The sequence below is a fragment of the Rhodococcus sp. GXMU-t2271 genome (assembly GCF_041414735.1).
Lineage (GTDB): Bacteria > Actinomycetota > Actinomycetes > Mycobacteriales > Mycobacteriaceae > Rhodococcus > Rhodococcus indonesiensis.
Genome location: NZ_JAUIZP010000027.1, coordinates 67,774 through 93,418 on the forward strand (window position 1 = coordinate 67,774; position 25,645 = coordinate 93,418).

General features: G+C 71.1%; 25 protein-coding genes. 7 read left to right on the plus strand and 18 right to left on the minus strand.

Annotated features, from left to right (window positions below):
* Positions 1–60 precede the first annotated feature (60 nt).
* The 4 genes from QYS60_RS10340 to QYS60_RS10355 form a co-directional block, all read right to left on the minus strand.
* Entirely contained in the window at positions 61–2,355 is a 2,295-nt protein-coding gene (locus tag QYS60_RS10340; protein WP_289377887.1) for a polyribonucleotide nucleotidyltransferase, read from the minus strand.
* A gap of 369 nt (positions 2,356–2,724) precedes the next feature.
* Positions 2,725–2,994: a 30S ribosomal protein S15 gene (gene rpsO / locus QYS60_RS10345; protein ID WP_003935677.1), complete on the minus strand. Its 270-nt coding sequence runs from the start codon at positions 2,992–2,994 to the stop codon at positions 2,725–2,727.
* A 128-nt stretch (positions 2,995–3,122) separates the two neighbouring features.
* Positions 3,123–4,535, minus strand: a complete 1,413-nt coding sequence (locus tag QYS60_RS10350) for a WS/DGAT domain-containing protein (RefSeq protein WP_371383070.1) — start codon at positions 4,533–4,535, stop codon at positions 3,123–3,125.
* A gap of 48 nt (positions 4,536–4,583) precedes the next feature.
* Positions 4,584–5,555, minus strand: a complete 972-nt coding sequence (locus QYS60_RS10355) for a bifunctional riboflavin kinase/FAD synthetase (protein WP_026137746.1) — start codon at positions 5,553–5,555, stop codon at positions 4,584–4,586.
* Between the two features lie 96 nt (positions 5,556–5,651).
* On the opposite strand from QYS60_RS10355, the gene QYS60_RS10360 reads away from it, so the two are divergent.
* The 4 genes from QYS60_RS10360 to QYS60_RS10375 are packed head-to-tail and all read left to right on the plus strand — an operon-like array spanning position 5,652 to position 8,919.
* A complete protein-coding gene (locus tag QYS60_RS10360; protein WP_052033936.1) occupies positions 5,652–6,563 on the plus strand; it encodes a metal ABC transporter substrate-binding protein in 912 nt (303 codons plus the stop codon).
* Positions 6,560–7,324: a metal ABC transporter ATP-binding protein gene (locus tag QYS60_RS10365; RefSeq protein ID WP_289377881.1), complete on the plus strand. Its 765-nt coding sequence runs from the start codon at positions 6,560–6,562 to the stop codon at positions 7,322–7,324. Before QYS60_RS10360 ends, QYS60_RS10365 begins: the two co-directional genes overlap by 4 nt.
* Positions 7,321–8,208 (plus strand): metal ABC transporter permease, encoded by an 888-nt coding sequence (locus QYS60_RS10370; protein ID WP_371383071.1) that lies wholly within the window; start codon positions 7,321–7,323, stop codon positions 8,206–8,208. Before QYS60_RS10365 ends, QYS60_RS10370 begins: the two co-directional genes overlap by 4 nt.
* Positions 8,209–8,259: 51 nt before the next feature.
* Positions 8,260–8,919, plus strand: a complete 660-nt coding sequence (locus QYS60_RS10375; protein ID WP_371383162.1) for a metal-dependent transcriptional regulator — start codon at positions 8,260–8,262, stop codon at positions 8,917–8,919.
* Between the two features lie 12 nt (positions 8,920–8,931).
* Here the strand turns inward: QYS60_RS10375 and truB are convergent, their stop codons facing one another.
* The 11 genes from truB to rimP all read right to left on the minus strand — a co-directional run bounded on the left by truB (position 8,932) and on the right by rimP (position 20,002).
* Positions 8,932–9,855 carry a tRNA pseudouridine(55) synthase TruB gene (gene truB / locus QYS60_RS10380; protein WP_371383072.1) on the minus strand — a complete coding sequence of 308 codons (924 nt, stop codon included), beginning with the start codon at positions 9,853–9,855 and terminating at the stop codon, positions 8,932–8,934.
* Between the two features lie 31 nt (positions 9,856–9,886).
* Positions 9,887–10,591 (minus strand): 4'-phosphopantetheinyl transferase Npt, encoded by a 705-nt coding sequence (npt, locus tag QYS60_RS10385; RefSeq protein ID WP_371383073.1) that lies wholly within the window; start codon positions 10,589–10,591, stop codon positions 9,887–9,889.
* A complete protein-coding gene (locus QYS60_RS10390) occupies positions 10,588–11,580 on the minus strand; it encodes a metallophosphoesterase (protein ID WP_371383074.1) in 993 nt (330 codons plus the stop codon). Before QYS60_RS10390 ends, npt begins: the two co-directional genes overlap by 4 nt.
* Positions 11,577–12,995 (minus strand): MATE family efflux transporter, encoded by a 1,419-nt coding sequence (locus QYS60_RS10395; RefSeq protein WP_371383075.1) that lies wholly within the window; start codon positions 12,993–12,995, stop codon positions 11,577–11,579. The genes QYS60_RS10390 and QYS60_RS10395 overlap by 4 nt, the downstream gene beginning before the upstream one ends.
* Before the next feature lie 2 nt (positions 12,996–12,997).
* Entirely contained in the window at positions 12,998–13,981 is a 984-nt protein-coding gene (locus tag QYS60_RS10400; protein ID WP_371383076.1) for a bifunctional oligoribonuclease/PAP phosphatase NrnA, read from the minus strand.
* Between the two features lie 7 nt (positions 13,982–13,988).
* Positions 13,989–14,468, minus strand: coding sequence for a 30S ribosome-binding factor RbfA (gene rbfA, locus QYS60_RS10405; protein ID WP_371383077.1), 480 nt, complete (start codon positions 14,466–14,468; stop codon positions 13,989–13,991).
* A gap of 59 nt (positions 14,469–14,527) precedes the next feature.
* Positions 14,528–14,818 (minus strand): DUF503 domain-containing protein, encoded by a 291-nt coding sequence (locus tag QYS60_RS10410; RefSeq protein WP_371383078.1) that lies wholly within the window; start codon positions 14,816–14,818, stop codon positions 14,528–14,530.
* 104 nt (positions 14,819–14,922) lie between these two features.
* Positions 14,923–17,853: a translation initiation factor IF-2 gene (infB, locus tag QYS60_RS10415; RefSeq protein ID WP_371383079.1), complete on the minus strand. Its 2,931-nt coding sequence runs from the start codon at positions 17,851–17,853 to the stop codon at positions 14,923–14,925.
* A 150-nt stretch (positions 17,854–18,003) separates the two neighbouring features.
* Positions 18,004–18,324, minus strand: a complete 321-nt coding sequence (locus QYS60_RS10420; RefSeq protein WP_371383080.1) for a YlxR family protein — start codon at positions 18,322–18,324, stop codon at positions 18,004–18,006.
* Positions 18,325–18,368: 44 nt separating this feature from the next.
* On the minus strand, positions 18,369–19,397 hold the full coding sequence (gene nusA, locus QYS60_RS10425) for a transcription termination factor NusA (protein ID WP_289379218.1): 1,029 nt from the start codon (positions 19,395–19,397) through the stop codon (positions 18,369–18,371).
* Complete coding sequence (gene rimP, locus QYS60_RS10430) at positions 19,394–20,002, minus strand: ribosome maturation factor RimP (RefSeq protein WP_003938973.1); 609 nt, start codon at positions 20,000–20,002, stop codon at positions 19,394–19,396. Before rimP ends, nusA begins: the two co-directional genes overlap by 4 nt.
* 163 nt (positions 20,003–20,165) lie before the next feature.
* On the opposite strand from rimP, the gene QYS60_RS10435 reads away from it, so the two are divergent.
* Positions 20,166–20,666, plus strand: coding sequence for a hypothetical protein (locus QYS60_RS10435; RefSeq protein WP_289379219.1), 501 nt, complete (start codon positions 20,166–20,168; stop codon positions 20,664–20,666).
* Positions 20,663–21,109, plus strand: coding sequence for a ferritin-like domain-containing protein (locus tag QYS60_RS10440; RefSeq protein ID WP_003938975.1), 447 nt, complete (start codon positions 20,663–20,665; stop codon positions 21,107–21,109). The genes QYS60_RS10435 and QYS60_RS10440 overlap by 4 nt, the downstream gene beginning before the upstream one ends.
* Before the next feature lie 18 nt (positions 21,110–21,127).
* On the opposite strand, the gene QYS60_RS10445 is transcribed toward QYS60_RS10440, so the two are convergent.
* Positions 21,128–21,802: an O-methyltransferase gene (locus QYS60_RS10445; protein ID WP_371383081.1), complete on the minus strand. Its 675-nt coding sequence runs from the start codon at positions 21,800–21,802 to the stop codon at positions 21,128–21,130.
* Between the two features lie 35 nt (positions 21,803–21,837).
* A complete protein-coding gene (locus QYS60_RS10450) occupies positions 21,838–23,571 on the minus strand; it encodes a proline--tRNA ligase (protein WP_371383082.1) in 1,734 nt (577 codons plus the stop codon).
* A gap of 53 nt (positions 23,572–23,624) precedes the next feature.
* Here QYS60_RS10450 and yaaA point away from each other — a divergent pair, with 53 nt between their 5' ends.
* Complete coding sequence (yaaA, locus tag QYS60_RS10455) at positions 23,625–24,368, plus strand: peroxide stress protein YaaA (protein WP_371383083.1); 744 nt, start codon at positions 23,625–23,627, stop codon at positions 24,366–24,368.
* Here the strand turns inward: yaaA and QYS60_RS10460 are convergent.
* Positions 24,339–25,472 (minus strand): aromatic acid exporter family protein, encoded by a 1,134-nt coding sequence (locus QYS60_RS10460; RefSeq protein ID WP_371383084.1) that lies wholly within the window; start codon positions 25,470–25,472, stop codon positions 24,339–24,341. The two genes, yaaA and QYS60_RS10460, sit on opposite strands and share 30 nt — an antisense overlap.
* Positions 25,473–25,645: the final 173 nt, after the last annotated feature.

Consider the following 25,645-nt stretch of genomic DNA (forward strand, 5'->3'; position numbering starts at 1 on the left):
GACCGCCCGCGCCCGTCCACCGCAAAGGTGGACGAGACGCGGGCGGTCGAAGGACGTGCGTCAGGCCTCGGCGTTGTCCGCGGCACTGTCCGCCGCGGGCGCGTCGGAGGAGGCGTCCGCGGTGTCCTCGTCGGGCACCGGCACCAGGCTGATCTTGCCCCGGTTGTCGATGTCGGCGATCTCGACGCGAATCTTCGAGCCGACGTTGACGACGTCCTCGACCTTGGCGATGCGCTTGCCGTTGCCGAGCTTGCTGATGTGCACCAGGCCGTCGCGGCCGGGCAGCAGCGAGACGAACGCGCCGAACGCCGTGGTCTTGACCACGGTCCCCAGGAACCGCTCGCCCACCTTCGGCAGCTGCGGGTTCGCGATGGCGTTGATCTTGTCGATCGCAGCCTGCGCGGACGGGCCGTCGGCGGCTCCGACGTACACCGTGCCGTCGTCCTCGATGGAGATGTTCGCGCCGGTCTCCTCGGTGATCGAGTTGATCATCTTGCCCTTGGGGCCGATGACCTCGCCGATCTTGTCCACCGGGACCTTGATGGTGGTGATCCGCGGAGCGAACGGGCTCATCTCGTCCGGGGTCTCGATGGCCTCGGCCATCACCTCGAGGATGGTGGCGCGGGCGTCGCGCGCCTGCGCCAGCGCGCCGGCGAGCACCTGGGACGGGATCCCGTCGAGCTTGGTGTCGAGCTGCAGGGCGGTGACGAAGTCCTTGGTGCCGGCGACCTTGAAGTCCATGTCACCGAACGCGTCCTCGGCGCCGAGGATGTCGGTGAGCGCGACGTAACGGGTCTCGCCGTCGACCTCGTCGGAGACCAGGCCCATCGCGATCCCGGCGACGGGGGCCTTGAGGGGCACGCCGGCGTTCAGCAGCGAGAGCGTCGAGGCACACACGGAGCCCATGGAGGTGGATCCGTTCGAGCTGAGCGCCTCGGAGACCTGCCGGATCGCGTAGGGGAACTCCTCCTGGCTGGGCAGGACCGGCATCAGGGCCCGCTCGGCGAGGGCGCCGTGGCCGATCTCGCGGCGCTTCGGGGAGCCGACGCGGCCGGTCTCACCGGTGGAGTACGGCGGGAAGTTGTAGTGGTGCATGTACCGCTTGCTGGTCTCGGGACCGAGCGAGTCGATCTGCTGCGCCATCTTCACCATGTCCAGCGTGGTGACGCCCATGATCTGAGTCTCGCCGCGCTCGAACAGCGCCGAGCCGTGAGCGCGCGGCACGACCGCGACCTCGGCGGACAGGGCACGGATGTCCGTGACCCCGCGGCCGTCGATGCGGAACTGGTCCCGCAGGATCCGCTGGCGGACCAGCTTCTTCGTCAGCGAACGGAAGGCCGCGCCGATCTCCTTCTCGCGGCCCTCGAAGTTGGGGGCCACCTGCTCGAGGACCTCGACCTTGACCTCGTCGGTCCGCTCGTCGCGTTCCTGCTTGCCGGCGATGGTCAGCGCCTCACTCAGCTTGGCCGAGGCGGCGGCCTCGACGGCCTCGTACACGTCGGCTTCGTAGGCCGGGAAGACCGGGAAGTCACCGGTGGGCTTCGCCGCGGCGGCGGCGAGCTGCTGCTGGGCGATGCACAGCCGCGCGATGAACGGCTTGGCGGCCTCGAGGCCCTCGGCGACGACGGTCTCGGTCGGGGCCTGCGCCCCGCCGGCCACCAGCTCGACGACGTTCTCGGTGGCCTCGGCCTCGACCATCATGATCGCGACGTCGGCGGTCTCGGGGTTGTCGCCGCCGCCCACGATGCGGCCCGCGACGACCATGTCGAACACGGCGTTCTCGAGCTGCTCGACCGTGGGGAACGCGACCCACTGGCCGGTCTTGTTCTCCTCCGAGGTGATCAGCGCGACCCGCACGCCACCGACGGGCCCGGAGAACGGCAGGCCGGCGATCTGCGTGGATGCCGACGCGGCGTTGATGGCGACGACGTCGTACAGGTCGTTCGGGTTCAGGCTGAGCACCGTCACCACGACCTGGATCTCGTTGCGCAGACCGTCGACGAACGACGGGCGCAGCGGCCGGTCGATGAGACGGCAGGTCAGGATCGCGTCGGTCGAGGGCCGGCCCTCACGACGGAAGAACGAGCCGGGGATGCGCCCCGCGGCGTACATGCGCTCCTCGACGTCCACCGTCAGCGGGAAGAAGTCGAAGTGCTCCTTGGGCTGCTTCGAGGCGCTCGTCGCCGACAGCAGCATGGTCTCGTCGTCGAGGTATGCGACGACGGAGCCGGCGGCCTGCTGGGCGAGGCGGCCGGTCTCGAAACGAATCTGACGGGTGCCGAAGGACCCGTTGTCGAGGACTGCGACGGACTCGAACACGCCCTCGTCGACCTCGACTGCGGAATTGCTGGTCATCTCTACTCTTCTCTTCCCTCTCGTCTTCGCCGTACCCGCGCGGGCGCCACAACCCTCGTGGCTGCAGCTGCGCACCGATCGCCCGTACCCGCGTCTCACGGGCCGTGCGTGCGGAGGCGGTCGTCGATCGAAACCGTCCGGACCGGGTCCGGAAGGTCACTACCGAAGACCGACACCGTCGGTGCATACGGTTCCGCGGGCGGTGTCGCCGTCCGCGGGTGCCGCTGCCGGTGTCCGACGGGCACGTCGCCCGTCTCCGACCGCACAGCAGCCAAACACCGATAGCCAACGAGGCTCAGTCTAAGCATTGCCTCGTTGGCTATCGGAAAGATCAGCGAACGCAGATCGCGTCGTCGCTTCGTCGCGCTCCTATCGGCGCAGACCCAGACGCTGGATCAGCGAACGGTAGCGGTTGACGTCGACCTTCTCGACGTACTTGAGCAGACGGCGACGACGACCGACCAGCAGCAGCAGGCCGCGGCGGGAGTGGTGGTCGTGCTTGTGCTGCTTCAGGTGCTCGGTCAGGTCCTGGATGCGCTTGGTGAGCATCGCGACCTGCGCCTCGGGCGATCCGGTGTCGGTCTCGTGGAGGCCGTACTCGCCGAGGATCTGCTTCTTCTGCTCGGTGGTCAATGCCACTGGTGATACTCCTGATCGATGACGTCCGCGCGCTTCGTGGAACGGGCCGGAGCCCGCCGGTGCGGCCGCCGCGAACCGCAGCGCACACCAGCGAATGAGCGTACCAGAGGCGTGCGCTCCCGCTTCGGTCACCCTCGACCCCGCCGGCCGGTGCCGGATCGCCGGCCGCCGGTGGCCTCGATCACCTCGGCGAATCCCTCCTCGAGGAGGGTCGCGTACCGGTCGAGGTCCGGCATCAGCAGCGGGGAGCTCATGACCGTGACGGCGAACGAATCGCCGGCCCGGCTGAAGGAGTGCACCAGACCCATCCCCGGACGCAGAGACTGGATGCCGGCAACGAATCGGAATGCCGAGCCGCCGTAGGACCAGTCGGCCTCGGCGCCACAGTCGACACTGGTGACCGCCGTCCGGGCGGGGCCCGCGGCTGCACCTGCCGACGCCGCGCGGTCGTGCCGGTCCGCCGCCCGGCGGTACACCGGATACGGCACCGCACCCGCGCCCGCCAGGCGGTCCAACACCTCGGGTGACGTCGCGATCCGCCGCTCGTGGGCGAGCGCGTCGGCCACAGCCGCCACCCGGTCGCGGGGATCGGCGACCTCGGTGCACAACGGAACGATCGCGGCTGTGAGCCGGTTGACGCCCAGCGCGACACCGGCCGCGCCCACCGCAACCGGAACCGCGACGTGTACGTCGCCGACGGGCGCGCCGTGCTCGCCGAGGTAGCGCTGCAGTGCCAGGGATACCGCCGCCAGGCCCATGGCTGTCACGGTGTAGGTCCGGCCGACGAGGCTGCCCAGGTCCGGACACACGATCCGGATCACCCGGTCGCGCCCGGGGGCAAGGGAGAGCATCGACCGCGCCGCCGGCGACGGGACCGCCGGGATGTCCGCGGACCGCGCCGATGCCGCCCGCCGCACCAGGACCACGCCGAGCCCCAGGTACCAGCGAGCGGAGCGTGCCACCCCCGACACCGCTGCGGCGACGTGGTGCGGGCGTGTCGCGGCCGGCGCCAGGCCGGGAACGCGCAGTGGCTGCCCGTCCGCGCCGAACAGTGCGCCGAGGAACGCGCCCAACGCCGAGCCTGCCATCACGGCGTGACTGACCTGCAGCACGACGACCGTCACGGTCGCCGTCGGGTCGTCGGGGTCGGACACCCCGGCGAAGACGTGCAGGCACCACGCACGCCGCCGGACGTCCAGCGGGTCCGCGCAGAGGTCGGCGATGGCGTCGATGCAGTCCGTGAACGAGCGGCCGGCCCACTCGCGGTACTCGATACGTTGCTCGGGCGGGAGCTGCGCCCGCACCCAGTACGGGTAGTCCAGCCGGCCGGGAGCCTCGACGATCCGCCGGTCCAGCGCCGTCAGCAGATGCGCCCGGGAACGCAGGTGAGCGAGCGCGTCCCCGGGGCCGCGAACAGTCCCGTCTTGCTCGTCGAACACGACGAATGCGGACCAGTCGGTCGGCCGCCCCGGTTTCGACTCGTAGTAGTTCGCGGCATCTGCCCAGGTCAGGCGCGCGTGCCGCCACTGACGTATCGACACACCGGAAATTGTCCCCGATCGGGGCGCGATCCCGGGCCGGAACGGCCCCTAGCCGCGAGCGCGCTCGAGCACTTCGCGAGCCCGCTCGGCGTCGCGGTGCATCGCCGAGACCAGAGCCTCCACCGATTCGAACCGCTCCATCCCGCGCAACCGCTCCACGAAGTCCACCGCGACGTGCTGGCCGTACAGGTCGGCCTCCTCGTCGAGGACGAACGCCTCGACGGTGCGGGTACGCCCGGAGAAGGTCGGGTTGGTGCCCACCGATACGGCCGCGAGGTACCGCTCCCCCGGCGTGACGGTGCCGAGCCCACCGCTGCCTGGGCCGAGGACGGTGAACCAGCACGCGTAGACGCCGTCCGCGGGAATCGCCGAGTACATGGGCGGCGCGACGTTCGCCGTGGGGAAGCCGAGATCGCGGCCCCGGCCGTCTCCGTGCACCACGACACCCTCGACGCGGTGGGGTCGGCCCAGCGCGTCGGCCGCGGCGGCGACGTCGCCGGCGTCCACGCACGAGCGGATGTAGGTGGACGAGAACGTCACCGCATGTTCGCTGAGCAGGGTCAGGCCCTGGACGGCGAAGCCGAAACGTTCGCCGATGGTGCGCAACAGGTCGACATTGCCGGCGGCCTTCTTGCCGAAGGTGAAGTTCTCGCCCACGACGACCTCGGCGACGTGGAGCCGCTCGACGAGGATCTCGTGGGCGTACCGCTCGGGGGACAGCTTCATGAACTCGGGGGTGAACGGCATGACGCAGAACACGTCGATGCCGAGTTCCTCGGCCAGTTCGGCACGTCGCGCCAGGGTCGTGAGCTGCGCCGGGTGGCTGCCCGGCCGGACGACCTCCATCGGGTGCGGGTCGAACGTCATCAGGGCGCTGGCTGTGCCGCGCTCCTTCGCCGACTTCACCGCCCGCGCGATCAGCTGCTGATGTCCGCGGTGCACACCGTCGAACACGCCGATCGTCAGGACACAACGACCCCAATCCGCAGGAATTTCGTCGAGACCTCGCCATCTCTGCACAAGCTGCAGCCTACGACCCGGCGGCCGGACGGTCATCTCCGGCTCGCCCGGGGCGCCGCATGGACAACTCCGCCCGCGCCCCGCCATAATTTCGGCATGCCGAACATTTTCGTTGGATTACGCAAAATCTTCGTGGCCCTCGCAGCCACGACGATGCTGGCGGGCTGCGCCTCGGCGCAGAGTTCCGACGACGACCGGCCCCTGGTACTGACCACCTTCACGGTGCTCGCGGACATGGCCCGCAACGTCGCCGGGGAGCACCTGCAGGTCGAGTCGATCACCAAGGTCGGCGCCGAGATCCACGGTTACGAACCCACACCGGGCGACCTGCGTTACGCCTCCCGCGCCGACCTCGTCCTCGACAACGGCCTCGGCCTCGAGCGCTGGTTCGAGCAGTTCCTCGCCGATACCGACGCGGCCCACGCCGTGCTCAGTGACGGGGTCGTGCCGCTGCCGATCGGCGAGGACGCCTACGCGGGGCGGCACAACCCGCACGCGTGGATGTCCCCGTTGGCGGCCCAGACCTACGTCGACAACATCGCTGCCGCCTTCACCGACCTCGACCCCGAGCACGCCGCGGACTACGCCGCCAACGCTGCGGCGTACCGCACCGAACTCCAGGCCCTGCACGAAGAGCTCGTCGCCGAGCTGTCCGCGCTGCCGCCGAACCACCGGGCACTGGTCAGCTGCGAGGGGGCCTTCAGCTACCTGGCCCGCGACGCCGGCCTGAGGGAGGCCTACCTGTGGGCGGTGAACGCCGACCAGCAGGGCACCCCACAGCAGATCGCCCGAACCGTCGACTTCGTCCGGGCCAACGCCGTGCCTGCCGTGTTCTGCGAGTCCACCGTCTCGGACAAGGCCCAGCGGCAGGTCGCCGAGGACACCGGGGCCCGGTTCGGTGGAATCCTGTACGTCGACTCGCTCTCCGAGCCGGACGGTCCCGTGCCGACCTACCTCGACCTGCTCCGGCACGACGTCCGCACCATCACCGAAGGGCTGCGCCCATGACCGCGACATCCGCCCCCGCCCTGGCCGTCTCGCGGCTCAGCGTGCACTATCGCACCGTCACAGCGCTCGACGGCGTCGACCTGACTCTCACGCCCGGCCGGGTGTGCGGGCTCGTCGGCACCAACGGCTCCGGCAAGTCCACCCTCTTCAAAGCGATCATGGGCATCGTGCGACCGAGCGCCGGCACCGTGTCCATCGGCGGGACCGACACCCTCACCGCCCGGAAGGCCGGTGCCGTCGCGTACGTGCCGCAGAGCGAGGCCGTCGACTGGGACTTCCCCATCAGCGTGGGCGAAGTCGTGATGACCGGCCGGTACGGTCGCCAGAACTGGCTGCGCCGGCCGCGGCCCGCCGACCACGCCGCCGTCCGGACCGCGCTCGAACGCGTCGACATGGCGGCCTACGTGCAGCGGCAGATCGGGCAGCTCTCGGGAGGTCAGCGCAAGCGCGTCTTCGTCGCCCGTGCCATCGCCCAGGGCGCTCCCCTGCTCCTGCTCGACGAGCCGTTCGCCGGCGTGGACAAGCGCACCGAGGCTGCCCTGACCGAGGTGATCCGCGATCTCGCCGGTTCGGGGCACACGATCCTCGTCGCCACCCACGACCTCGCCGGACTGTCGTCGCTGTGCGACGAGGCCGCACTGCTGCAGCGGCGCATCCTCGTCCACGGCTCCCCGGACGAGGTGCTACGGCCGGAGAACCTCGCGCGCGCCTTCGGCGTCGACCCCCTGCCGGCCCCCCACGTCGCCCAGGAGGCACGGTGAACCTCGTCGAACTGATCGTCGAACCGCTCCAGTACGGCTTCATGCAGCGCGCACTGGTCGTCGCGGTGGCGGCCACGATCGTGTGTGCCCTGCTCAGTTGCTGGCTCGTGCTCATCGGGTGGTCGTTGATGGGGGACGCCGTCTCCCACGCCGTGCTGCCCGGCGTTGTGCTGGCCTACCTGGTGGGAGCGCCGTTCGCCCTGGGCGCTCTGCTGTTCGCCGGGGCTGCCGTCGCTCTGATCGGACTCGTGCGCAACACCACCAAGGTCAAGGAGGACGCCGCGATCGGCGTGGTGTTCACGACGTTGTTCGCCCTCGGTGTCGTGCTGATCTCGAAGAACCCGAGCCAGGTGGACCTGCACCACGTGCTGTTCGGCAACCTGCTGGGCCTGGCCACCGCGGACATGTGGCAGGTCACCGCGCTGGCAGTGGTCGTCCTCGTCGTGCTGATCACCAAGCGCCGCGACCTCACCCTGTTCGCGTTCGACCGGGGGCAGGCCCATGCCCTCGGGATCTCCCCGGCCCGGTTGTCCGCGCTGCTGCTCGCGCTGCTGGCGGTCACCATCGTCGCCGCCATCCAGGCCGTCGGGGTCATCCTCGTCGTGGCGATGCTGATCATCCCCGGTGCGACGGCGTACCTGCTCACCGAACGGCTGTCGCGGATGCTGGTGCTCGCTCCCACCCTGGCTGCACTGACGTCGGCGACCGGCGTATACGTCAGCTACTACACCGATGCCTCCACCGGCGGCGTCGTCGTTCTGGCCCAAGCGGTCGTGTTCACGATGGCCTATCTGTTCTCGCCCCACCAGGGACTCGTCACCGGAGCCCTGCGACGGCGCACTCGGCTGCGCGAGCCGGATGATTCGACGGTGAGAGTTGCCTAAGCTGTCCCCGTGGGCGACAGGAGCGGGGCGACCGAGGTGGCGGCGACGGACATGCTGACGCCGGTCGCGCAGGACTATCTCAAGATCATCTGGACCGTCCGGGAATGGTCGGGTGAGAAGGTCTCGACGAAGCTGCTCGCCGAGAAGCTCGGAGTGTCGGCCTCGACCGTCTCCGAGGCCGTCCGCAAGCTCGCCGAGCAGGGTCTCGTCGACCACGCACGCTACGGCGCGATCTCGCTCACCGAGGCCGGGCGCGCGGCGGCCGTGGCCATGGTCCGCAAGCACCGCCTGCTCGAGACGTATCTGGTCCGGGAACTCGGCTACGGCTGGGACGAGGTGCACGACGAGGCCGAGGTGCTCGAGCACGCCGTCTCCGACCGGCTCGTCGCCGCGATCGACGCCAAGCTCGGCCATCCCGAACGGGATCCGCACGGCGATCCGATCCCGGCGGACGACGGCACGATTCCCACACCGCCGGCCCGCCAGCTCAGCGCGTTCGCCGACGGCGAGCACGGCCGGGTCGCCCGCATCTCCGACGCGGACCCGGCGATGCTGCGCTACTTCGACGACGTGGGCATCGCGCTCGACACCGACATCCGTGTCGTCGAACGCCGCGACTTCGCGGGCACCGTCTCGGTCCGCATCGGCGGCGACAGCGGCAGCACGGTCGACCTCGGACACCCCGCGGCCGACGCGATCTGGCTGGTGTAGGCGGCTACACCGCTACATGGTGGCCGGGCGCACGACGAACACGGCCGAGGCCCGCGTGCCCTTCTCCTGCAGCAACGCCGCGGCACGGCCGGACGGGTCGATCGCCGCGTACACGCCGGCAATCCCCACCGGGTCCAGCCAGCGGCCGTTCGCGAGCAGTGCCGCCTCCTCGACGGTGACGTCCCGGCACGGGAACGCCGTCCGGATCGCGGCGTCGATGTCCAGGCTCACGGTCGGGTCGTCCTCGAGCTGGGCGAGCGTGCGGGCGTGCTCGAGTCCGAACGGACCGACACGGGTGCGGCGGAGCGCGGTCAGATGCGCGCCGACACCCAGCGCGGACCCCAGGTCGCGGGCGAGTGCCCGGATGTAGGTGCCCGACGAGCACTCCACCTCGACGTCGAGGTCGACGAAACACCCGTCGCCGTGGTCCGCGCGCACCTCACGCCGGGCGAGCACCGCGAAGCGGGACACCGTGACCGGCCGGGCCGCCAGCTCGACGGCCTCCCCTTCGCGGATCCGGGCGTAGGCACGCTTGCCGTCCACCTTGATCGCGCTGACACTGGCGGGCACCTGGGAGATGTCTCCCGTGAGCGCGGCGACGGCCGCCGCGATCGCCTCGTCCGTGACGGCGGCGGCGTCGGTGGTCGCCAGCACCTCGCCTTCGGCGTCGTCGGTGACGGTGCTCTGTCCGAGCCGGATCGTCGCCGCATACGCCTTGGTGGTGAGGGCGAGCAGGCCGAGGATCTTCGTCGCGCGCTCCACCCCGAGGACGAGCACGCCCGTCGCCATCGGATCCAGGGTGCCGGCGTGACCGACCTTGCGGGTGCCGAGCAGCCGCCGGCAGCGGGCCACCACGTCGTGGCTCGTCATGCCCTCGTCCTTGTCGACGACGAGCAGGCCGGCACGGGTGAGGGCGGGATTCTCGGAGGCAGACACGGGGCCCGATTCTGCCACGACGGCTGCGACGTCAGCGCACGACGATCGCCGTGAGCACCAGCCCGTCGGTGATCAGCCACCGCCCGTCGAACGCGGCCAGGGGGGCACCCGTCCGGGTGTCTCCGGGGACGAGCAGCTCGGAACGAAACGTGCCCGACGCGGCTGCGCCCGGAGCGGCCGCGGCGTCGCGCTCGAACGTGATGTGGGCGTCCTCGAAACCCAGCCAGCGTCCGGTGAGCGGGAACCACGCCTTGTAGGTGGCCTCCTTGGCGCAGAAGAGCAGGCGGTCCATGTGCAGGCTCGGATCGGTGCCCGCGAGCCAGGTGCGCTCCTGCGGCAGGGAGACCGCGTCGAGCACCCCGTCCGGAAGGGGGCCGTGCGGCTCGGCGTCGATGCCCAGCGACCGCACCTGCAACGCGTAGGCCAGGACGGCGCCGCGGTAGCCGTCGCAGTGGGTGAGGCTGCCGACGACCCCCCGCGGCCAGACCGGTGCCCCCTTGTCGCCCTTGAGCACCGGCCCGGGTTCCACCCCGAGCTTCCGCATGGCCAGCCGGGCGCAGTGCCGCGCCCCGGCGAACTCCCGCCGGCGCTTGTCCACCGCACGGGCGACCAGCGGCTCCTCCTGCGGGTGCGGTCGCAGACCGGGCGGGTCCTCGAACAACTCCGCGGCGGCGATCCCGTCGGGCAGGATCCGGCCGATCAGCCCGGTGCGGGTCGCGGTGGTCGGGTCGGTCATCGCAACTCCCCAGCGCGCCCCGCGCGCATGTTCTGTGCAGCGCGCCCCGCGCGCATGTTCTGTGCAGTGCGCGCAGCACGCATCTTCTCGACTTCGGCTTCCATCTCGGGGGTGACCCGGAAGTGTCCGCCCCACTTGTTCAACGATCCCGGGGGGTACTCCGGCACGGGCAGGATCTGGCGCAGCAGCCGCTCCGGCAGGCCCCGGCGCTGCCATTCCCGCGGATAGCCGAGGGAGACCTCTTCGAAGCGGACGCCGTCGTAGTAGGTGGTGCGCGGGATGTGCAGGTGCCCGTACACGGCACAGAGGGCGCGGTAGCGCAGGTGCCAGTTGGCGGTCTCGGTCGTGCCGCACCACAGGGCGAACTCCGGATAGAACAACATTCGGGTGGGCTCGCGCACCAGCGGGAAGTGGTTGATCAGTACCGTCGGCAGCGACGGATCGAGGGCGTCGAGACGCTTGCGGGTCTCGTCGAGCCGTACGCGGCACCACACGTCCCGGGTGACGTACGGGTCGGGCGCGAGGAGGAACTCGTCGGTGGCGACGACGTTGCGTTCGCGGGCCAGCGCCAGGCCCTCGGCCTTCGTCGCGGTGCCCTCGGGAAGGAACGAGTAGTCGTAGAGCAGGAACATCGGCACGAGCGTCACGGGCCCGCCCTCGCCGTGCCACACGGGGTACGGGTCCTCCGGGGTGAGCACGTCGAGTTCGCGGCACATCGTCACCAGGTAGTCGTACCGGGCGGCGCCGTGCATCTGCACCGGATCCTTGGCGGTGGTCCACAGTTCGTGGTTGCCGGGCACCCAGATCACCTTCGCGAAACGGCTGCGCAGCAGCGACAGCGCCCAGCGGATGTCGTCGGACTTCTCGGCGACGTCGCCGGCGACGATCAACCAGTCCTCCGGCGATTCGGGGTGCAGATCCTCGGTGACGGGGCGATTGCCTCGGTGCCCGACGTGGATGTCGCTGACCGCCCAGAGTTTCCCCGTCACCGGCTCTCCTTATTCGTCTCGTCGCGCGCCGTCTCGTGCGGGAGCCGGGCCTGCCGGTCCGCACCGGTCACCGCCCACCGCCCCGACCGCGTCCGCCACACGACGGCCGCCATCCGGAACACTATGAACACCGTAAGCCCAGTCCAGATACCCGCGAGGCCCCAGTCCCACACCAGCGAACACCACACGACGGGCAGGAATCCGAACAGTGCGGACGCGAGCGTGGCGGTGCGGAGGAAGGCGGCGTCGCCGGCGCCGAGCAGCACGCCGTCGAGCGCGAACACCACGCCGGCGACGGGTAGGAGCGCGACGAAGAACCACCAGGCGACGTCGATCTGCTCGAGCACCCCGGGATCGCTGGTGAACAGCGCCGGAATCGCGTCGCCGCCCAGCGAGAACACCAGCGCCAGACCGGTGGCGAACACCGTGGACCACGCGGTGATCCGCCACGCCAGGCGCTTCGCATCGGCGCGGGCTCCGGCCCCCAGGGCCGCACCCACGAGCGCCTGAGCGGCGACGGCGAGCGAGTCGAGGGTGAGCGCGACGAAGTTCCACAACTGCAGTACCACCTGGTGCGCTGCGACGGCGGCCGCCCCGAACCGGGCGGCGACCGCGGCCGCGGACAGGAAGCACGCCTGGAACGCCAGACTGCGGGCGATCAGGTCGCGGCCGAGCCGCAACTGTGCGGCGATCACCGTCCGTTGTGGCCGCAGCGGCACACCCGCCCGGAGCAGTGCCACGACGAACAGCGCTGCGGACACACTCTGGCCGGCCACGTTGGCGACGGCGGAGCCGGCGAGTTCCCAGCGGGGAGCTCCGGCCAGGCCGTGCACGAGCAGCGGGCACAGTACCGCCGAGAGCGTGAGCCCGGCAAGCACGTACCGCAGGGGGCGGGCGGTGTCCTGTACTCCGCGCATCCAGCCGTTGCCGGCGAGACCCACGAGGATCAGCGGCGCGCCGAACAGGGCGACCCGCAGCCACGACACTGCGGCCTCGGCGATCTGCTCGTCGCCGGCGATCAGCGCAGCCACCGGTGCTGCCAGGAGCTGGCCGATGATCAGGATCGCCGTCCCGACGCCGAGTGCGAGCCAGGTGGCCTGCACCCCCTCGGCGACGGCGGCGTCCCGTCGCCCGGCGCCGTGGAATCTGGCGGCCCGCGCGGTCGTGCCGTAGGACAGGAAGGTCAACTGGGTGCTGACCTGGGCGAGGACGAGGCCGCCGATGGCCAGCCCGGCCAATGCCAGGGCGCCGAGCCGGCCGACGACGGCGATGTCGAACAGCAGGTACAGCGGCTCGGCGGCAAGCACCCCGAGTGCCGGCACCGCGAGCCCGAAGATGCGCCCTGCGGTGGCCTCGGGGACGACGTGGGACGCTGCGTCGGGTTCCGGGCCGGCGGTGTCCTGCGGCGCCGGCATCGTCAGCCCAGTGCCGCGCGCAGGGCCGCGACGATCAGGTCGCGGTCGCCGTACGCGGTGTAGCCGGATGCGAACCGGTGCCCGCCCCCACCGAGCGCGGCGGCGGTCGCGGAAACGTCGACGTGCCGCTTCGATCGCAGCGAGACCGTCCACACGTCCGGCCCGCACTCCTTGAACACGGCGGCGACCTCTGCCTCAGCCGTCGTCCGGACGATGTCGATGACGCTCTCGATCTCCTCGGCCCCCAGCTGCGCGGAGTCCGCGCGGCGCACGGTCGCGTGGACGAGGCCACGCCCGCCGGCGGCATCGGGGACGAGCGTCGCCGATGCGAGCACCTTCGACAGCATGGGCAGCCACCCGAACGGATGGGTGTCGAGGAGTCGGCGGGTGATCGCGGCGCCGTCGATCCCGGTCGCCAGCAGCCGTTCCGCCAGGCGGTGCGCGCCCGCACGCCCCCAGCGGAACGATCCGGTGTCGGTGACCAGCCCCGCGTACAGGCAGTGGGCGAGATCCGCGTCGATCTCCACGCCCCACTCGTCGAACAGTTCGGCGAGCACGGCGGTGGTGGATTCGGCGGCCTCGTCGATCAGGTTGTGGGTGCCGAATCGGGTGTTGGAGCGGTGGTGGTCGATCACCAGGATGCGCTTCGCTCCGGCCAGGCGGCCGGCGAGCTGCCCGAGCCGGCCGACCGTCCCGCAGTCCACGGTGACGAGGAGATCGACCTCGTGACGGACCTGCCCGGCGGGCACCCGGAGGTGCCCGCCGGGCAGGTCGCGCATCGAGGCCGGGACGGCAGCCGGAGACGCGAACGCCACCTGCACCGGAGTGCCGCGCCGCTCGAGCACCGTGCCGAGGGCAAGGCCGGAGGCGAAGGTGTCGGCGTCGGGCTGGACATGGCAGAGGATCGTCACCGAAGTCGCGTCCTCGAGGAGCGCGACGGCGGCGCGGAGATCGACCGCCGTGGCGGCCTGCGTCGATTCGGCCATCGGTGCGCTACAGGTCGTCACCGTCGGGACGCGACAGGTCGTCACCGTCGGAACGCGTCCGGGGCTCCTTGTAGGGGTCGGGCTCGCCGGCCGGAGCGGCACCCTCCCGGGCCTTGGCCAGCTCCTCGTCGGCAGCCCGTGCCCGCTCGAGAAGTTCCTCCATGTGCCGGGCGGTGTCCGGCACGGTGTCGGTGACGAAGGTCAGCGTGGGGGTGAATCGCACTCCGGTTCCTGCCCCCACCTTCGAGCGCAGCACGCCCTTGGCCTTCTCCAGGCCGGCGGCAGCCGCGGCGAGGTCGGGTTCGGCGTCCAGATTCTCGCCGCGGACCGTGTAGTAGACGGTGGCGTCGTGCAGATCGGCGGTGACTTTCGCGTCGGTCACCGTGACGAACGCCAGCCGCGGATCCTTGATCTCGTGATCGATGGCCGTGGCGACGATCGTGGCGATGCGCTTGGCCAGTCGACGTGCCCGTGCTGGATCGGCCATGTCAGTCGGTTCCTCTCCCCGGCCGCCGGCGGCGACCACATGTTGTTCGACCGGTCCGGTCAGTCCTCCGGACCGAAAATCCTTCGCCGCACGGAGAGCAGCTGCAACTCCGGGCGATCGGCGACGAGCCGCTCGCACGTGTCGAGCACCTCGTTGAGGTACGGCACCGCGGACGCGGCCACCGCCACCCCGATCTCGGCGCGGCGGTAGAGGTCCTGGTCACCGGTCTCGGCGGCACTGACCGTCATCCGCCGCAGCTCGGCGAGCACAGGGCGGATCACGGACCGCTTCTGCTTGAGCGAGCGCACGTCGCCGAGCAGAACGTCCAATTCCAGAGCCCCGAGATACATCCGTCCTCCGATGTCGTGCGGTGCCGATCTCCGGCACGCCGACGGCGGCGGGCGATCCTCTCGCCCACCGCCGTCGACGAGACCGTCGGGTGTATCCGGCCGCGTCAGTCGCGCGGCTTCTCGCGCAGCTCGTACGCCTCGATCACGTCACCGATCTTGATGTCGGAGTAGGTGACCGTCAGACCGCACTCGAAGCCTTCCCGCACCTCGGTCACATCGTCCTTCTCGCGCCGCAGCGAGGAGATGGTGACCGTCTCGGCGACGACGTTGTTGTCGCGGAGCAGACGGGCCTTCGCGTTGCGCTTGACGATGCCGGACTGGACCATGCAGCCCGCGATGTTGCCGACCTTGGACGACTTGAAGATCGCCCGGATCTCGGCGCGGCCGAGCTCGACCTCCTCGTAGATGGGCTTGAGCATGCCCTTGAGCGCCTTCTCCACCTCGTCGATCGCCTGGTAGATGATCGAGTAGTAGCGGATGTCGACACCCTCGCGGTTGGCGAGCTCGGTGGCCTTGCCCTCCGCGCGGACGTTGAAGCCGATGATCACGGCGTTCGACGCGGCAGCCAGGTTGACGTTGGTTTCGGTGACGCCACCGACACCGCGGTCGATGACCCGCAGGCGCACCTCGTCCCCGACCTCGATACCCATGAGGGCCTCCTCGAGGGCTTCGACCGTACCGGCGTTGTCGCCCTTGAGGATGAGGTTGAGCTCGTTGTGCTCCTTGAGCGCGGCATCGAGGTCCTCGAGGCTGATCCGCTTGCGGCTCTTGGCGGCCAGCGCGTTGCGCTTGCGCGCATTGCGGCGGTCCGCGATCTGCCGTGCGATGCGGTCCTCCTCGACGACGACGAGGTTGTCACCGGCGCCGGGCACCGACGTGAAGCCGATGACCTGGACCGGCCGCGAGGGCGAGGCCTCGAGGACGTCGTCGCCGTGCTCGTCCACCATTCGGCGGACCCGGCCGTACGCGTCGCCCGCGACGATCGAGTCGCCGACCCGCAGCGTGCCGCGCTGGACCAGGACGGTGGCTACGGGGCCGCGGCCACGGTCGAGGTGCGCCTCGATCGCGACGCCCTGCGCCTCCATGTCCGGGTTGGCCCGCAGGTCGAGGGACGCGTCCGCGGTGAGCAGCACGGCCTCGAGCAGCTGATCGATGTTCAGGCCCTGCTTCGCCGAGATGTCGACGAACATGGTGTCGCCGCCGTACTCCTCGGTGACCAGGCCGTATTCGGTGAGCTGCTGACGGATCTTCTGAGGGTTCGCACCCTCCTTGTCGATCTTGTTCACCGCAACCACGATCGGCACGTCCGCAGCCTGAGCGTGGTTGATCGCCTCCACCGTCTGCGGCATGACGCCGTCGTCGGCCGCGACCACGAGGATCGCGATGTCGGTCGACTTCGCGCCGCGGGCACGCATGGCGGTGAACGCCTCGTGACCCGGGGTGTCGATGAAGGTGATCAGCCGGTCTTCGCCGTTGAGGTGAGTCATCACCTGGTAGGCGCCGATGTGCTGGGTGATGCCGCCGGCCTCGCCCTCGCGGACGTTGGCCTTGCGGATCGTGTCGAGCAGGCGGGTCTTGCCATGGTCGACGTGACCCATGACGGTCACCACCGGCGGACGCTGCACGAGGTCTTCCTCGGTGCCCTCGTCCTCGCCGTAGGTGATGTCGAACGACTCCAGCAGCTCGCGGTCCTCGTCCTCGGGGCTGACGACCTGAACGTTGTAGTTCATCTCCGAGCCGAGCAGCTCGAGGGTCTCGTCGTTCACCGACTGAGTGGCCGTGACCATCTCACCGAGGTTGAACAGAGCCTGGACCAGGGCCGACGGGTTCGCGTCGATCTTCTCCGCGAAGTCGGACAGCGACGCACCGCGAGCGAGACGGATGGTCTCGCCGTTGCCGCGCGGGAGCCGCACACCGCCAACCGACGGTGCCTGCATCGAATCGTATTCCTGCCGCTTCTGCCGCTTCGACTTGCGACCACGGCGCGGAGCGCCACCGGGACGGCCGAAGGCACCCGCGGTGCCACCGCGGCCACCGCGACCGGCGCCGCCACCGCCGCCACCGGGGCGGCCGCGGAATCCACCGGGAGCACCGGCACCGGCACCGGGAGCGCCGCCGCCGCCACCGCGGTAACCGCCACCGCCGCCGCCGGCCGGACGCCCACCGGGGGCACCGGGACGACCGGGACGACCGGTCGGGCCGGGACGTGCAGCACGCTGCGGCATCGCGCCCGGGTTGGGACGCGGAGGCATCGATCCCGGGGACGGCCGGGGGCCACCCTGACCGGGGGCCGGACGGGGACCGCCGGGACCGGCCGCGGGGCGACCCTGACCGGGGGCCGGACGGGGACCGCCGGGACCGGCCGCGGGGCGACCCTGACCGGGGGCCGGACGGGCACCACCGGGACCGGCCGCAGGACGACCCTGACCGGGAACCGGACGCGGGGCGCCAGGACGCGGCGCAGGCCGCTCCGCGGGCGCGGACGAGTACGGGTTGTTGCCGACACGCGGCGGTTTGGGACCGGGACGGGGACCGCCCGGCTTGGGGCCGGGGCTCGGCGCCTGCGGAGCCGGTGCCTGCGGAGCCGGTGCCTGCGGAGCCAGTGCCTGCGGAGCCGGTGCCTGCGGGGCGGCCTGCGCGGCCGGGGCCTCCGGGGTGGCCGGCTTCGGGGCGGCCGGGCGCGGAGCACCGGGCTTGGGGCCGGACGCGGCGGGACGCACCGCCGGAGCCGGGCTCGGCGCCGGGGCGGCGGCTTCCGGCTGCGGGGCCGGGGTGGGTGCCGGCGCGGCCTGCGCGGGCGCTGCCGGACGGGGACCGGGGCGCGGCGCCCCGGGCTTGGGGGCTGCTGCCGACGGGGCTGAGCCGTCGCCGTTCGCCTTCGCGAAGGACTCGCGCAGTCGGCGCGCCACCGGCGGCTCGACTGTCGACGACGCCGACTTCACGAATTCGCCCTGTTCCTTCAAACGGGCGAGAAGTTCCTTACTGGTGACACCGAGTTCCTTGGCCAACTCGTGTACACGGGCCTTGCCTGCCACTGCTCTCCTCACTGATGAGGTCGAGCGGCTGGTGCCCGCACGACCTCGGGTTATCTCCGATGGACGTTCATCGCTGGTGCTTCACGGTGTGCTCATGAGTGCTCGTACCTGTTCTTCTCAGAGTTGGTGTCCCCGGTCCGGCGCGTATCGCTACGCCGAGTTCCCCTCGTTCCGGACCCCGACCAGCTGAACAAGCGCAGACGGGTCGATTGTTCCCGACACCCGCAGCGCTCTGCCGAATGCTCGACGCCGCTCCGCCTGACCGAGGCATTCCGGATCGGGGTGCAGCCACGCGCCCCGACCGGGCATCCTCCGCCCCGGGTCCGGCACCAGCACGAAGCCTGTAGGCTCCGTCGCCCGCGCCACGACCCTCAGCAGATCGGCAGCCAGCACCTGCTGCCGACAACCGACACAGGTGCGCACCGGACCGATGCGCTCTCGGCCGGCCGAGGGCAGCTCATGCTGAGCCATCGACCACTCTACCGCTGATCGGGCGGGAACCGTGCATTCCACACCTACCTGCCTGTCGCGGGCGACCCCGCCGACTCCGAGCCCCCGGCCGCGGCGTCACTGCGGATGTCGATCCGCCACCCCGTCAGCCGCGCAGCCAGGCGGGCATTCTGCCCCTCCTTGCCGATCGCGAGGGAGAGCTGATAGTCGGGGACGACGACCCGGGCCGCGCGCGCGTCGGGGTCGACGACTGTGACGGATACCACCTTCGAGGGGGACAGTGCATTACCGACGAACCGCGCCGGATCCTCGTCGAAGTCGATGATGTCGATCTTCTCGTCACCGAGTTCCCGCATGACGTTGCGCACCCGCTGCCCCATCGGGCCGATGCACGCGCCCTTGGCGTTCAGTCCCGGCACTCGCGAGTGGACAGCGATCTTGGAACGGTGGCCGGCCTCCCGCGCGACGGCCACGATCTCCACCGACCCGTCCGCGATCTCCGGCACCTCGAGGGCGAACAGCTTGCGCACCAGGTTGGGGTGCGTCCGGGACAGGGTGATCTGAGGGCCGCGCTGCCCCCGGGAGACTCCTACGACGTAGCACCGGATCCGGTCGCCGTGCTCGTACGTCTCGCCGGGCACCTGCTCGGCCGGCGGGATCAGCCCCTCGGTGCCGGTGGTCTCGCCACCGATCTTCACCACGACCATGCCGCGGGCGTTGGCGCGGGTGTCGCGTTGGACGACGCCGGCGACGACCTCGCCCTCGTGCGTCGCGAACTCCCCGAACCGCTGCTCGTGCTCGGCATCGCGGATGCGCTGCATGATCACCTGGCGGGCGGTGGTCGCCGCGATACGGCCGAACCCCTCGGGGGTGTCGTCCCACTCGGAGACGAGGTTGCCGTCCGCGTCGAACTCCTGCGCCATCACCCGCACTGCGCCGGTCCGGCGATCGACGTCGACACTCGCGTGCGGCTGGTGCCCGTCGGTGTGCCGGTAGGCCGTGAGCAGGGCCGTCTGGATCGTCTCGATCAGCGCATCGAACGGGATGTTCTTGTCGGCCTCGAGGACCTTCAGGGCTGCGATGTCGATATTCACTTGTCCACCTTCACTTCGTCCGTGCCGTTGTAGTCCGTGCCGTTCTCGTCGTCCGGATCCTCGCCGTCGCTCTCGGCGATCTCGCCGGCACGTACCCGGCCGTCCGGCACCCCGCCCGCGAGTTCGAGTTCGCGCGGATTCGGCGCCTTGAACTCGACCTCGACGACGGCGCGCCGCACATCGGCGAGCGGAAGCACCCGCACGGACGGCCCGTCGCGGCCGGGAACGACGATCCGGACCTCGTCCCCGACGAGCTCACCGATGCGGCCGACGATCGTCTCGTCGTCCAGTTCGATCCGCGCCTTGCGGGCCTGGGACCGGCGCCAGTGCCGTTCGAGGGTGAGCGGGCGGCCGATACCGGGGCTGGTCACCTCGAGCACGTAGGGCGACTCGCCGAAATCGGCGACGGAGTCGAAGACCTCCGAGAGGAGCGTGCTCAGCCGAGCGGCCTCGTCGAGGCTCAACCCGGTGTCGCTGTCGACGAACAGCCGCACCGTGCTGTGCTTGCCCGCAGACGTGACCACGACGTCCTCGAGGTCGTATCCCTCGCGCTCGATCGGTCCGGAGACGAGTTCGGCAATTCTCTCCGGGGGCGGCACCGGCATCGCGACAAGCTCCTCGTTCAGTTGTGATCGCAGCGGACGACATGCCGGCGCACGAGCGGACCGGCAGGTATCCCAGGGTATCGCGCATTCGACGGCCCCGTGACCAACCCCCGCGGCCCGACCACCGTCGGCTCCGCACAGACCGGGCTGGCACGATGGTGCGGTGCCGACGCCCGCATCCTCACCGCCCGTATCCCGCCGCACCGTGCTGCGGTGGTCCGGCGCCGCTCTCGGCGGCCTCGGCGCGCTCACCGTCGCCGGCTGCGCGGCCGGCGAGGACGACGGCACCGGGGAGGTCGATCCGCTGATCGCGCAGGCCGAGCGGGCGCGCGTCGACGCTGCGACCGCCGCCCTGCTCGTCGCGCTGCTGCCCGACCGCGCGCAGACGCTGCAGGCCGTCGCCGCCGAACGCACGACCCACGCCCAGACCCTGGACGCCGAAGTGGCCCGGCTCGCCGGGACCGACCCGACGGTGTCGGGCGTCACGACGACGACCGTCGCTCCGGCCGCGGATCCACCGACCCTCGATCTGCTGCGCGACCGGCTGGGCACCTCTCGCCGCGCCGCCGCCGATCTCGCCCGCACCCTGCAGGGATACCGCGCGGGCCTGCTGGCCTCGATCAGCGCCGCGTGCGCCGTGCACACGGAGGTGCTGCTGCCGTGAGTTCGCAATCGCTGGGCGTCGAACAGCAGGCCCTCGTGGACGCGTTGAACGCCGAGTACGCCGCGGTGTTCGGCTACGGGGTCGTCGCCGCCTTCTCCAACCCCGCCCGTGCGGCCGAGGTCTCGGCCGACACCGCCGCCCACCGCGCCCGGCGCGATGCCACGACGGATGCGCTGCGGGCAGCGGCCGTGACCCCACCCACCGCTGCCGCCGGGTACACCACGCCCTTCCCGGTGACCGATCCGGTCTCGGCGGCACAGCTGGCGGTACAGATCGAGACCGATGTCGCAGTGGCGTGGCGTTCCGTCGTCGAGCGGGCACGCAGCGAACACACCCGCGGCGCGGCGATCGAGGCGCTCACCGAGTCGGCGATGCGGGCGGCACGCTGGCGCGCCAACCTCGGGATCGCCCCGCCGTCCGTCGCGCTGCCCGGGCAACCCTGAGCCGCCCTGCGCGGCAGGTCAGCCGGTCATCACGGCGAGCGCGAAGCCGTCCCACCCCTTGGCGCCGACGGTCTGCAGCGCGGTCGCGTCGAGGCGGGGCTCCGCCCTCATGAGTTCGAGCACCTCCCGGGCGCCGCGCACGCGCTCGTCGTCGAGGTCGGCATTGGTCACCGACCCGCCCCGGATGACGTTGTCGACGACGATCACGGTCCCGGGCCGGCCGAGCCGCAGCGCCCACCGCACGTAGTGCGGATTGTTCTCCTTGTCGGCGTCGACGAAGACCAGGTCGAACGGGGTCTCGTCCGTGAGGGACGGCAGGAGGTCGAGGGCGGCGCCGACCCGGACGTCGACGCGCTCCCCCACCCCGGCGCGTTCGAGGTTGGCGCGGGCGACCTCGGCGTGCCGCGGTTCGTACTCGAGGGTGACCACGCGTCCGTCGTCGCCGACGGCCCGCGCCAGCCAGATGGTCGAGTATCCGCCGAGCGTGCCGATCTCGAGGATGCTCCGCGCACCACGGATCCGGACCAGCAGGTGCAGCAACTTGCCCTGCACCGGAGCCACGTCGATCGGCGGCAACCCGGCCGCGGCGTTGGCCTCGAGCGTCGCGGTCAGGGCGGGGTCGTCGCCGACGAGGAGCTCGGCGAGGTAGCTGTCCGTGGCGGCCCAGTCGTCGGCGGTGTCGTGGTCGGTCATGACACCGATTGTGGGGGCCGACGGCGGGACGCGTCTCAGCGACCGAGGATCTCCTGCAGCGCCTCGTCGGCCGGTACCTCGCGGGACTCGCCGCCGAACCGGTCGCGCAGCTCCACCTTGCCGTCCGCCCAACCCCGCCCGACGACGACCACCAGTGGCACGCCGAGCAGTTCGGAGTCCTTGAACTTCACCCCGGGCGAGGCCTTGCGATCGTCGAGCAGGACCTCGACGCCGGCCTTGTCGAGTTCGGCCGCCAGGTTCTCGGCGCCCTCCCGGGCCGCCTCGTCCTTGTTGGCGATCACCAGGTGCACGCCGAAGGGAGCGACCTCGGACGGCCAACGCAGGCCCTTGTCGTCGTGCTGCTGCTCGGCGATCACCGCGACGAGCCGCGAGACGCCGACACCGTAGGAGCCCATGGTCGGGCGCACCGGCTTGCCGTTCTCACCGAGCACGTCGACGGCGAAGGCGTCGGTGTACTTGCGGCCGAGCTGGAAGACGTGCCCGATCTCGATGCCACGCGCCGACACGAGCGGTCCGGCACCGTCGGGCGACGGATCACCGTCGCGCACCTCGGCGGCCTCGATCGTGCCGTCCGGGACGAAGTCCCGGCCCGCGACGAGTCCGACGACGTGCCTGCCGGGCTCGTCCGCGCCGGTGATCCACGACGTGCCGTCCGCGACCCGCGGATCGACGAGGTAGCGAACCCCGTTATCCAGCAGGGCCTTCGGACCGATGTATCCCTTGACGAGGAACGGGTGGGCCGCGAAGTCGGCGTCCGTGAGCAGTTCGTACTCGGCCGGCTCGAGCGCCGCCCCGAGCCGCTTGTCGTCGACCTCCCGGTCGCCGGGGATGCCGATACCGAGCAGTTCCCACTCCCCGCCGGGTCGCCGCGTCTTGACGAGGATGTTCTTCAGGGTGTCGGCAGCGGTCACCGGACGGTCGAGCGCACCGGCGGCCCACTCGACGAGAGTCTCGATGGTCGGGGTGTCGGGGGTGTCGTGCACCACCGGCTCGGGCAGCCCGTCGAACGCGACCGGCTCGGGAGCCAGCGTGCGCACCGCCTCGACGTTCGCGGCGTAGCCCGACTCGAGGCAGCGCACGTACGTGTCCTCACCGACCTCGCTCTCGGCGAGGAATTCCTCCGACGCGCTGCCGCCCATCGCGCCCGAGGTCGCGGAGACGATCACGTACTTCACCCCGAGACGCGCGAAGATCCGCTCGTAGGCGTCCCGGTGGGCTCGGTAGGACTCGGCCAGGCCCTCGTCCGTGAGATCGAAACTGTAGGAGTCCTTCATCACGAACTCGCGGCCGCGGAGGATCCCGGCACGCGGCCGCTCCTCGTCCCGGTACTTGGTCTGGATCTGGTACAGCGTGACCGGAAAATCCTTGTAGGAGTTGTACTCGCCCTTGACGGTGAGCGCGAACATCTCCTCGTGGGTGGGACCGAGCAGATAGTCGGCGCCCTTGCGGTCGTGCAGCCGGAACAACCCGTCGCCGTACTCGGTCCACCGATTCGTGGTCTCGTAGGGATCGCGCGGCAGCAGCGCCGGCAGCGAGATCTCCTGCGCGCCGATGGCGTTCATCTCCTCGCGCACGACGCGCTCGACCTGCCGCAGCACCCGCAGACCCAGCGGCAGCCACGAGTACACCCCCGGAGCGATGCGGCGGACGTAGCCGGCGCGCACGAGCAGTTTGTGGCTGGCGACCTCGGCGTCGGCCGGATCGTCGCGGAGGGTGCGGAGAAACAGGTGCGACATGCGGGTGATCACGGGAAAGCAGCCTACCTGCCGCCCCCGGACCGGCCTCGGTACGGTTACCGCTTGTGCTGGTGCTTCTGCCTCCTTCCGAAACCAAGTCCGACGGCGGCGACGGTGCGCCCCTCGACCTGGGCGAACTGTCGATGCCGCAGCTGACCGCGACCCGCGAGGCGCTCGTGCAGGCGCTCGTCGACCTGGCCGCGGACCACGAGGCGTCGACCGTGGCGCTCGGCCTGGGGCCCACGCAGGCGGACGAGATCGAGCGCAACGCCAAGCTGTGGGTCTCACCCACGCGGCCGGCGCTCGCGCGATACACGGGGGTGCTGTTCGACGCCCTCGACGCCGCCGCATTCACCAGGGCGCAGCGAGAGAAGGCCTACCGGCGGCTCGCGATCGGGTCGGCGCTGTTCGGCGCGGTCCGTGCGGGCGATCCCGTCCCGGCATACCGCCTGTCGGGCGGATCGAAGCTGCCCGGGTTCGGCACCCTCGCGTCGTGGTGGCGCCCGGAACTGAGCGACGCACTGTCCGCGGAGGCCGCCGCGGAACTCGTGGTGGATCTGCGGTCGGGGGTGTATCAGCAGCTCGGACCTGTTCCCGGTGCGGTCACGGCAACCGTGCTCACCGAGCAGCGAGACGGCAGCCGCAAGGTGGTCAGCCACTTCAACAAGCACCACAAGGGCCTGCTGGCACGTGCGCTCGTGCTGACCCGCGCGGAGCCGGCGGACGTCGACGGTGTCGCCCGGGTCGCGGCCCGCGCGGGTCTGCGGGTGGAGACGGCGTCAGCCACCGAACTGGTGATCCTGACCTGACTGCGGTGTGCGCCCGGTGTCCTGCACGGCGGTGAGGAACCGGTGCGCCGGGTGCCAGAAGCTTCCGAGCACGGCCGCCACGTGCGGATCGCCGGACCCGGCCGCCGAGCGCTGCAGTTCGGCCAGCCGATGGGCGCACCGGTCGCGGGCCTCGTCGAATCGGACGGGGTCGTCGCCGGCGTCCCCGATCCGGTCCACGAGCTCGGCGAGGGCCGTCAGGAGGGCGGGCACCGTGCAGCGCGACGCGTCGTCCGCCTCGGTGAGAACACCGTCCGACGCCGACTCGGCGACGCGTGCGAGTTCGCGCAGCGCCGGCACGGCATACCACAGCCGGCCCAGGACGTCCTGGGAGGCCGTGGCCTGATCCCGGACCCGGTCCGCGATCGGGCGCGGGTTGAGCCGTGCGCTCTCGCGTGCCCACTGCGACGATTCCGCCGCGCGTTCCATCATCCGGTCGATCTCCTCCGCCCGACGCGCCCAGCCCCCGGGGCCGGGACCCGCGTCGTCGCCCGTCCCGGCGGCCATGTCGCCCAGCAGGGACCGGGTCTCCCGGGTGAGTGCCTCGACTTCGTCTCCGACCGGGTAGAGGGGCGGGAACAGCACCGCGGTCACCACGAGTCCGCAGACCGCGCCGATGGCGGTCTCGATCAACCGATCTCCCAGCATCACCGGATCGCCCGCGACGCCCGTCGCGATGACGAACAGAGCGGTGATCGCCACCCAGATCCCGTTGGTGCCGAACACCCGCCACCGGCCGACGAACCAGCCGACGAGCACGGCTGCACCGATCGACAGCGTCGTCCCGGGCACGAGCGCGATCGCCGCCGCGGCGAGCAGTACCCCGGACAGGACGATCGCCATCTGCACGAGCGCCTGCCGGACCGAGCGGAACACCGTCGTCTCGACGAGGAACACCGCGACGTACGGCGCGAGATAGGCCTGCGGCAGCGCGAGCCACTCGGCGGCGACGAGCCAGGCCGTCATCGCAGCCACGGACGCCTTGGCGGCCTGGGTGGCGATATGGCGCTCGTGGCCTCGTTCGCGGACCGCGCGTACCGTCCACGACGCCGAGTATCGGACCCGATCGGTGAGGGCGGACAGCATGTGCTCCGGCTACCCGAAGCGCATGGCGGTCACACCCCGGCGACCACGGGGGCGGAGGTCTGGGTACCGTGTGCCTTCATCGGCGGAGGTATATGTACCCTGTGCCTTCGCCGGCGGAGGTCTATGTACCCTGTGCCTTCGCCGGCGGAGGTCTATGTACCCTGTGCCTTCGC

Coding starts and splice junctions, on each gene's coding strand:
- QYS60_RS10445 (WP_371383081.1), bottom strand. CDS start 21,802: ATGACCGACCACGACACCGCCGACGACTGGGCCGCCACGGACAGCTAC.
- rimP (WP_003938973.1), bottom strand. CDS start 20,002: ATGCCGGTGCCGCCCCCGGAGAGAATTGCCGAACTCGTCTCCGGACCG.
- QYS60_RS10420 (WP_371383080.1), bottom strand. CDS start 18,324: ATGGCTCAGCATGAGCTGCCCTCGGCCGGCCGAGAGCGCATCGGTCCG.
- QYS60_RS10460 (WP_371383084.1), bottom strand. CDS start 25,472: ATGCTGTCCGCCCTCACCGATCGGGTCCGATACTCGGCGTCGTGGACG.
- QYS60_RS10340 (WP_289377887.1), bottom strand. CDS start 2,355: ATGACCAGCAATTCCGCAGTCGAGGTCGACGAGGGCGTGTTCGAGTCC.
- QYS60_RS10365 (WP_289377881.1), top strand. CDS start 6,560: ATGACCGCGACATCCGCCCCCGCCCTGGCCGTCTCGCGGCTCAGCGTG.
- npt (WP_371383073.1), bottom strand. CDS start 10,591: ATGACCGACCCGACCACCGCGACCCGCACCGGGCTGATCGGCCGGATC.
- rbfA (WP_371383077.1), bottom strand. CDS start 14,468: ATGGCCGATCCAGCACGGGCACGTCGACTGGCCAAGCGCATCGCCACG.
- QYS60_RS10410 (WP_371383078.1), bottom strand. CDS start 14,818: ATGTATCTCGGGGCTCTGGAATTGGACGTTCTGCTCGGCGACGTGCGC.
- QYS60_RS10400 (WP_371383076.1), bottom strand. CDS start 13,981: ATGGCCGAATCGACGCAGGCCGCCACGGCGGTCGATCTCCGCGCCGCC.
- QYS60_RS10360 (WP_052033936.1), top strand. CDS start 5,652: ATGCCGAACATTTTCGTTGGATTACGCAAAATCTTCGTGGCCCTCGCA.
- QYS60_RS10395 (WP_371383075.1), bottom strand. CDS start 12,995: ATGCCGGCGCCGCAGGACACCGCCGGCCCGGAACCCGACGCAGCGTCC.
- QYS60_RS10375 (WP_371383162.1), top strand. CDS start 8,260: ATGCTGACGCCGGTCGCGCAGGACTATCTCAAGATCATCTGGACCGTC.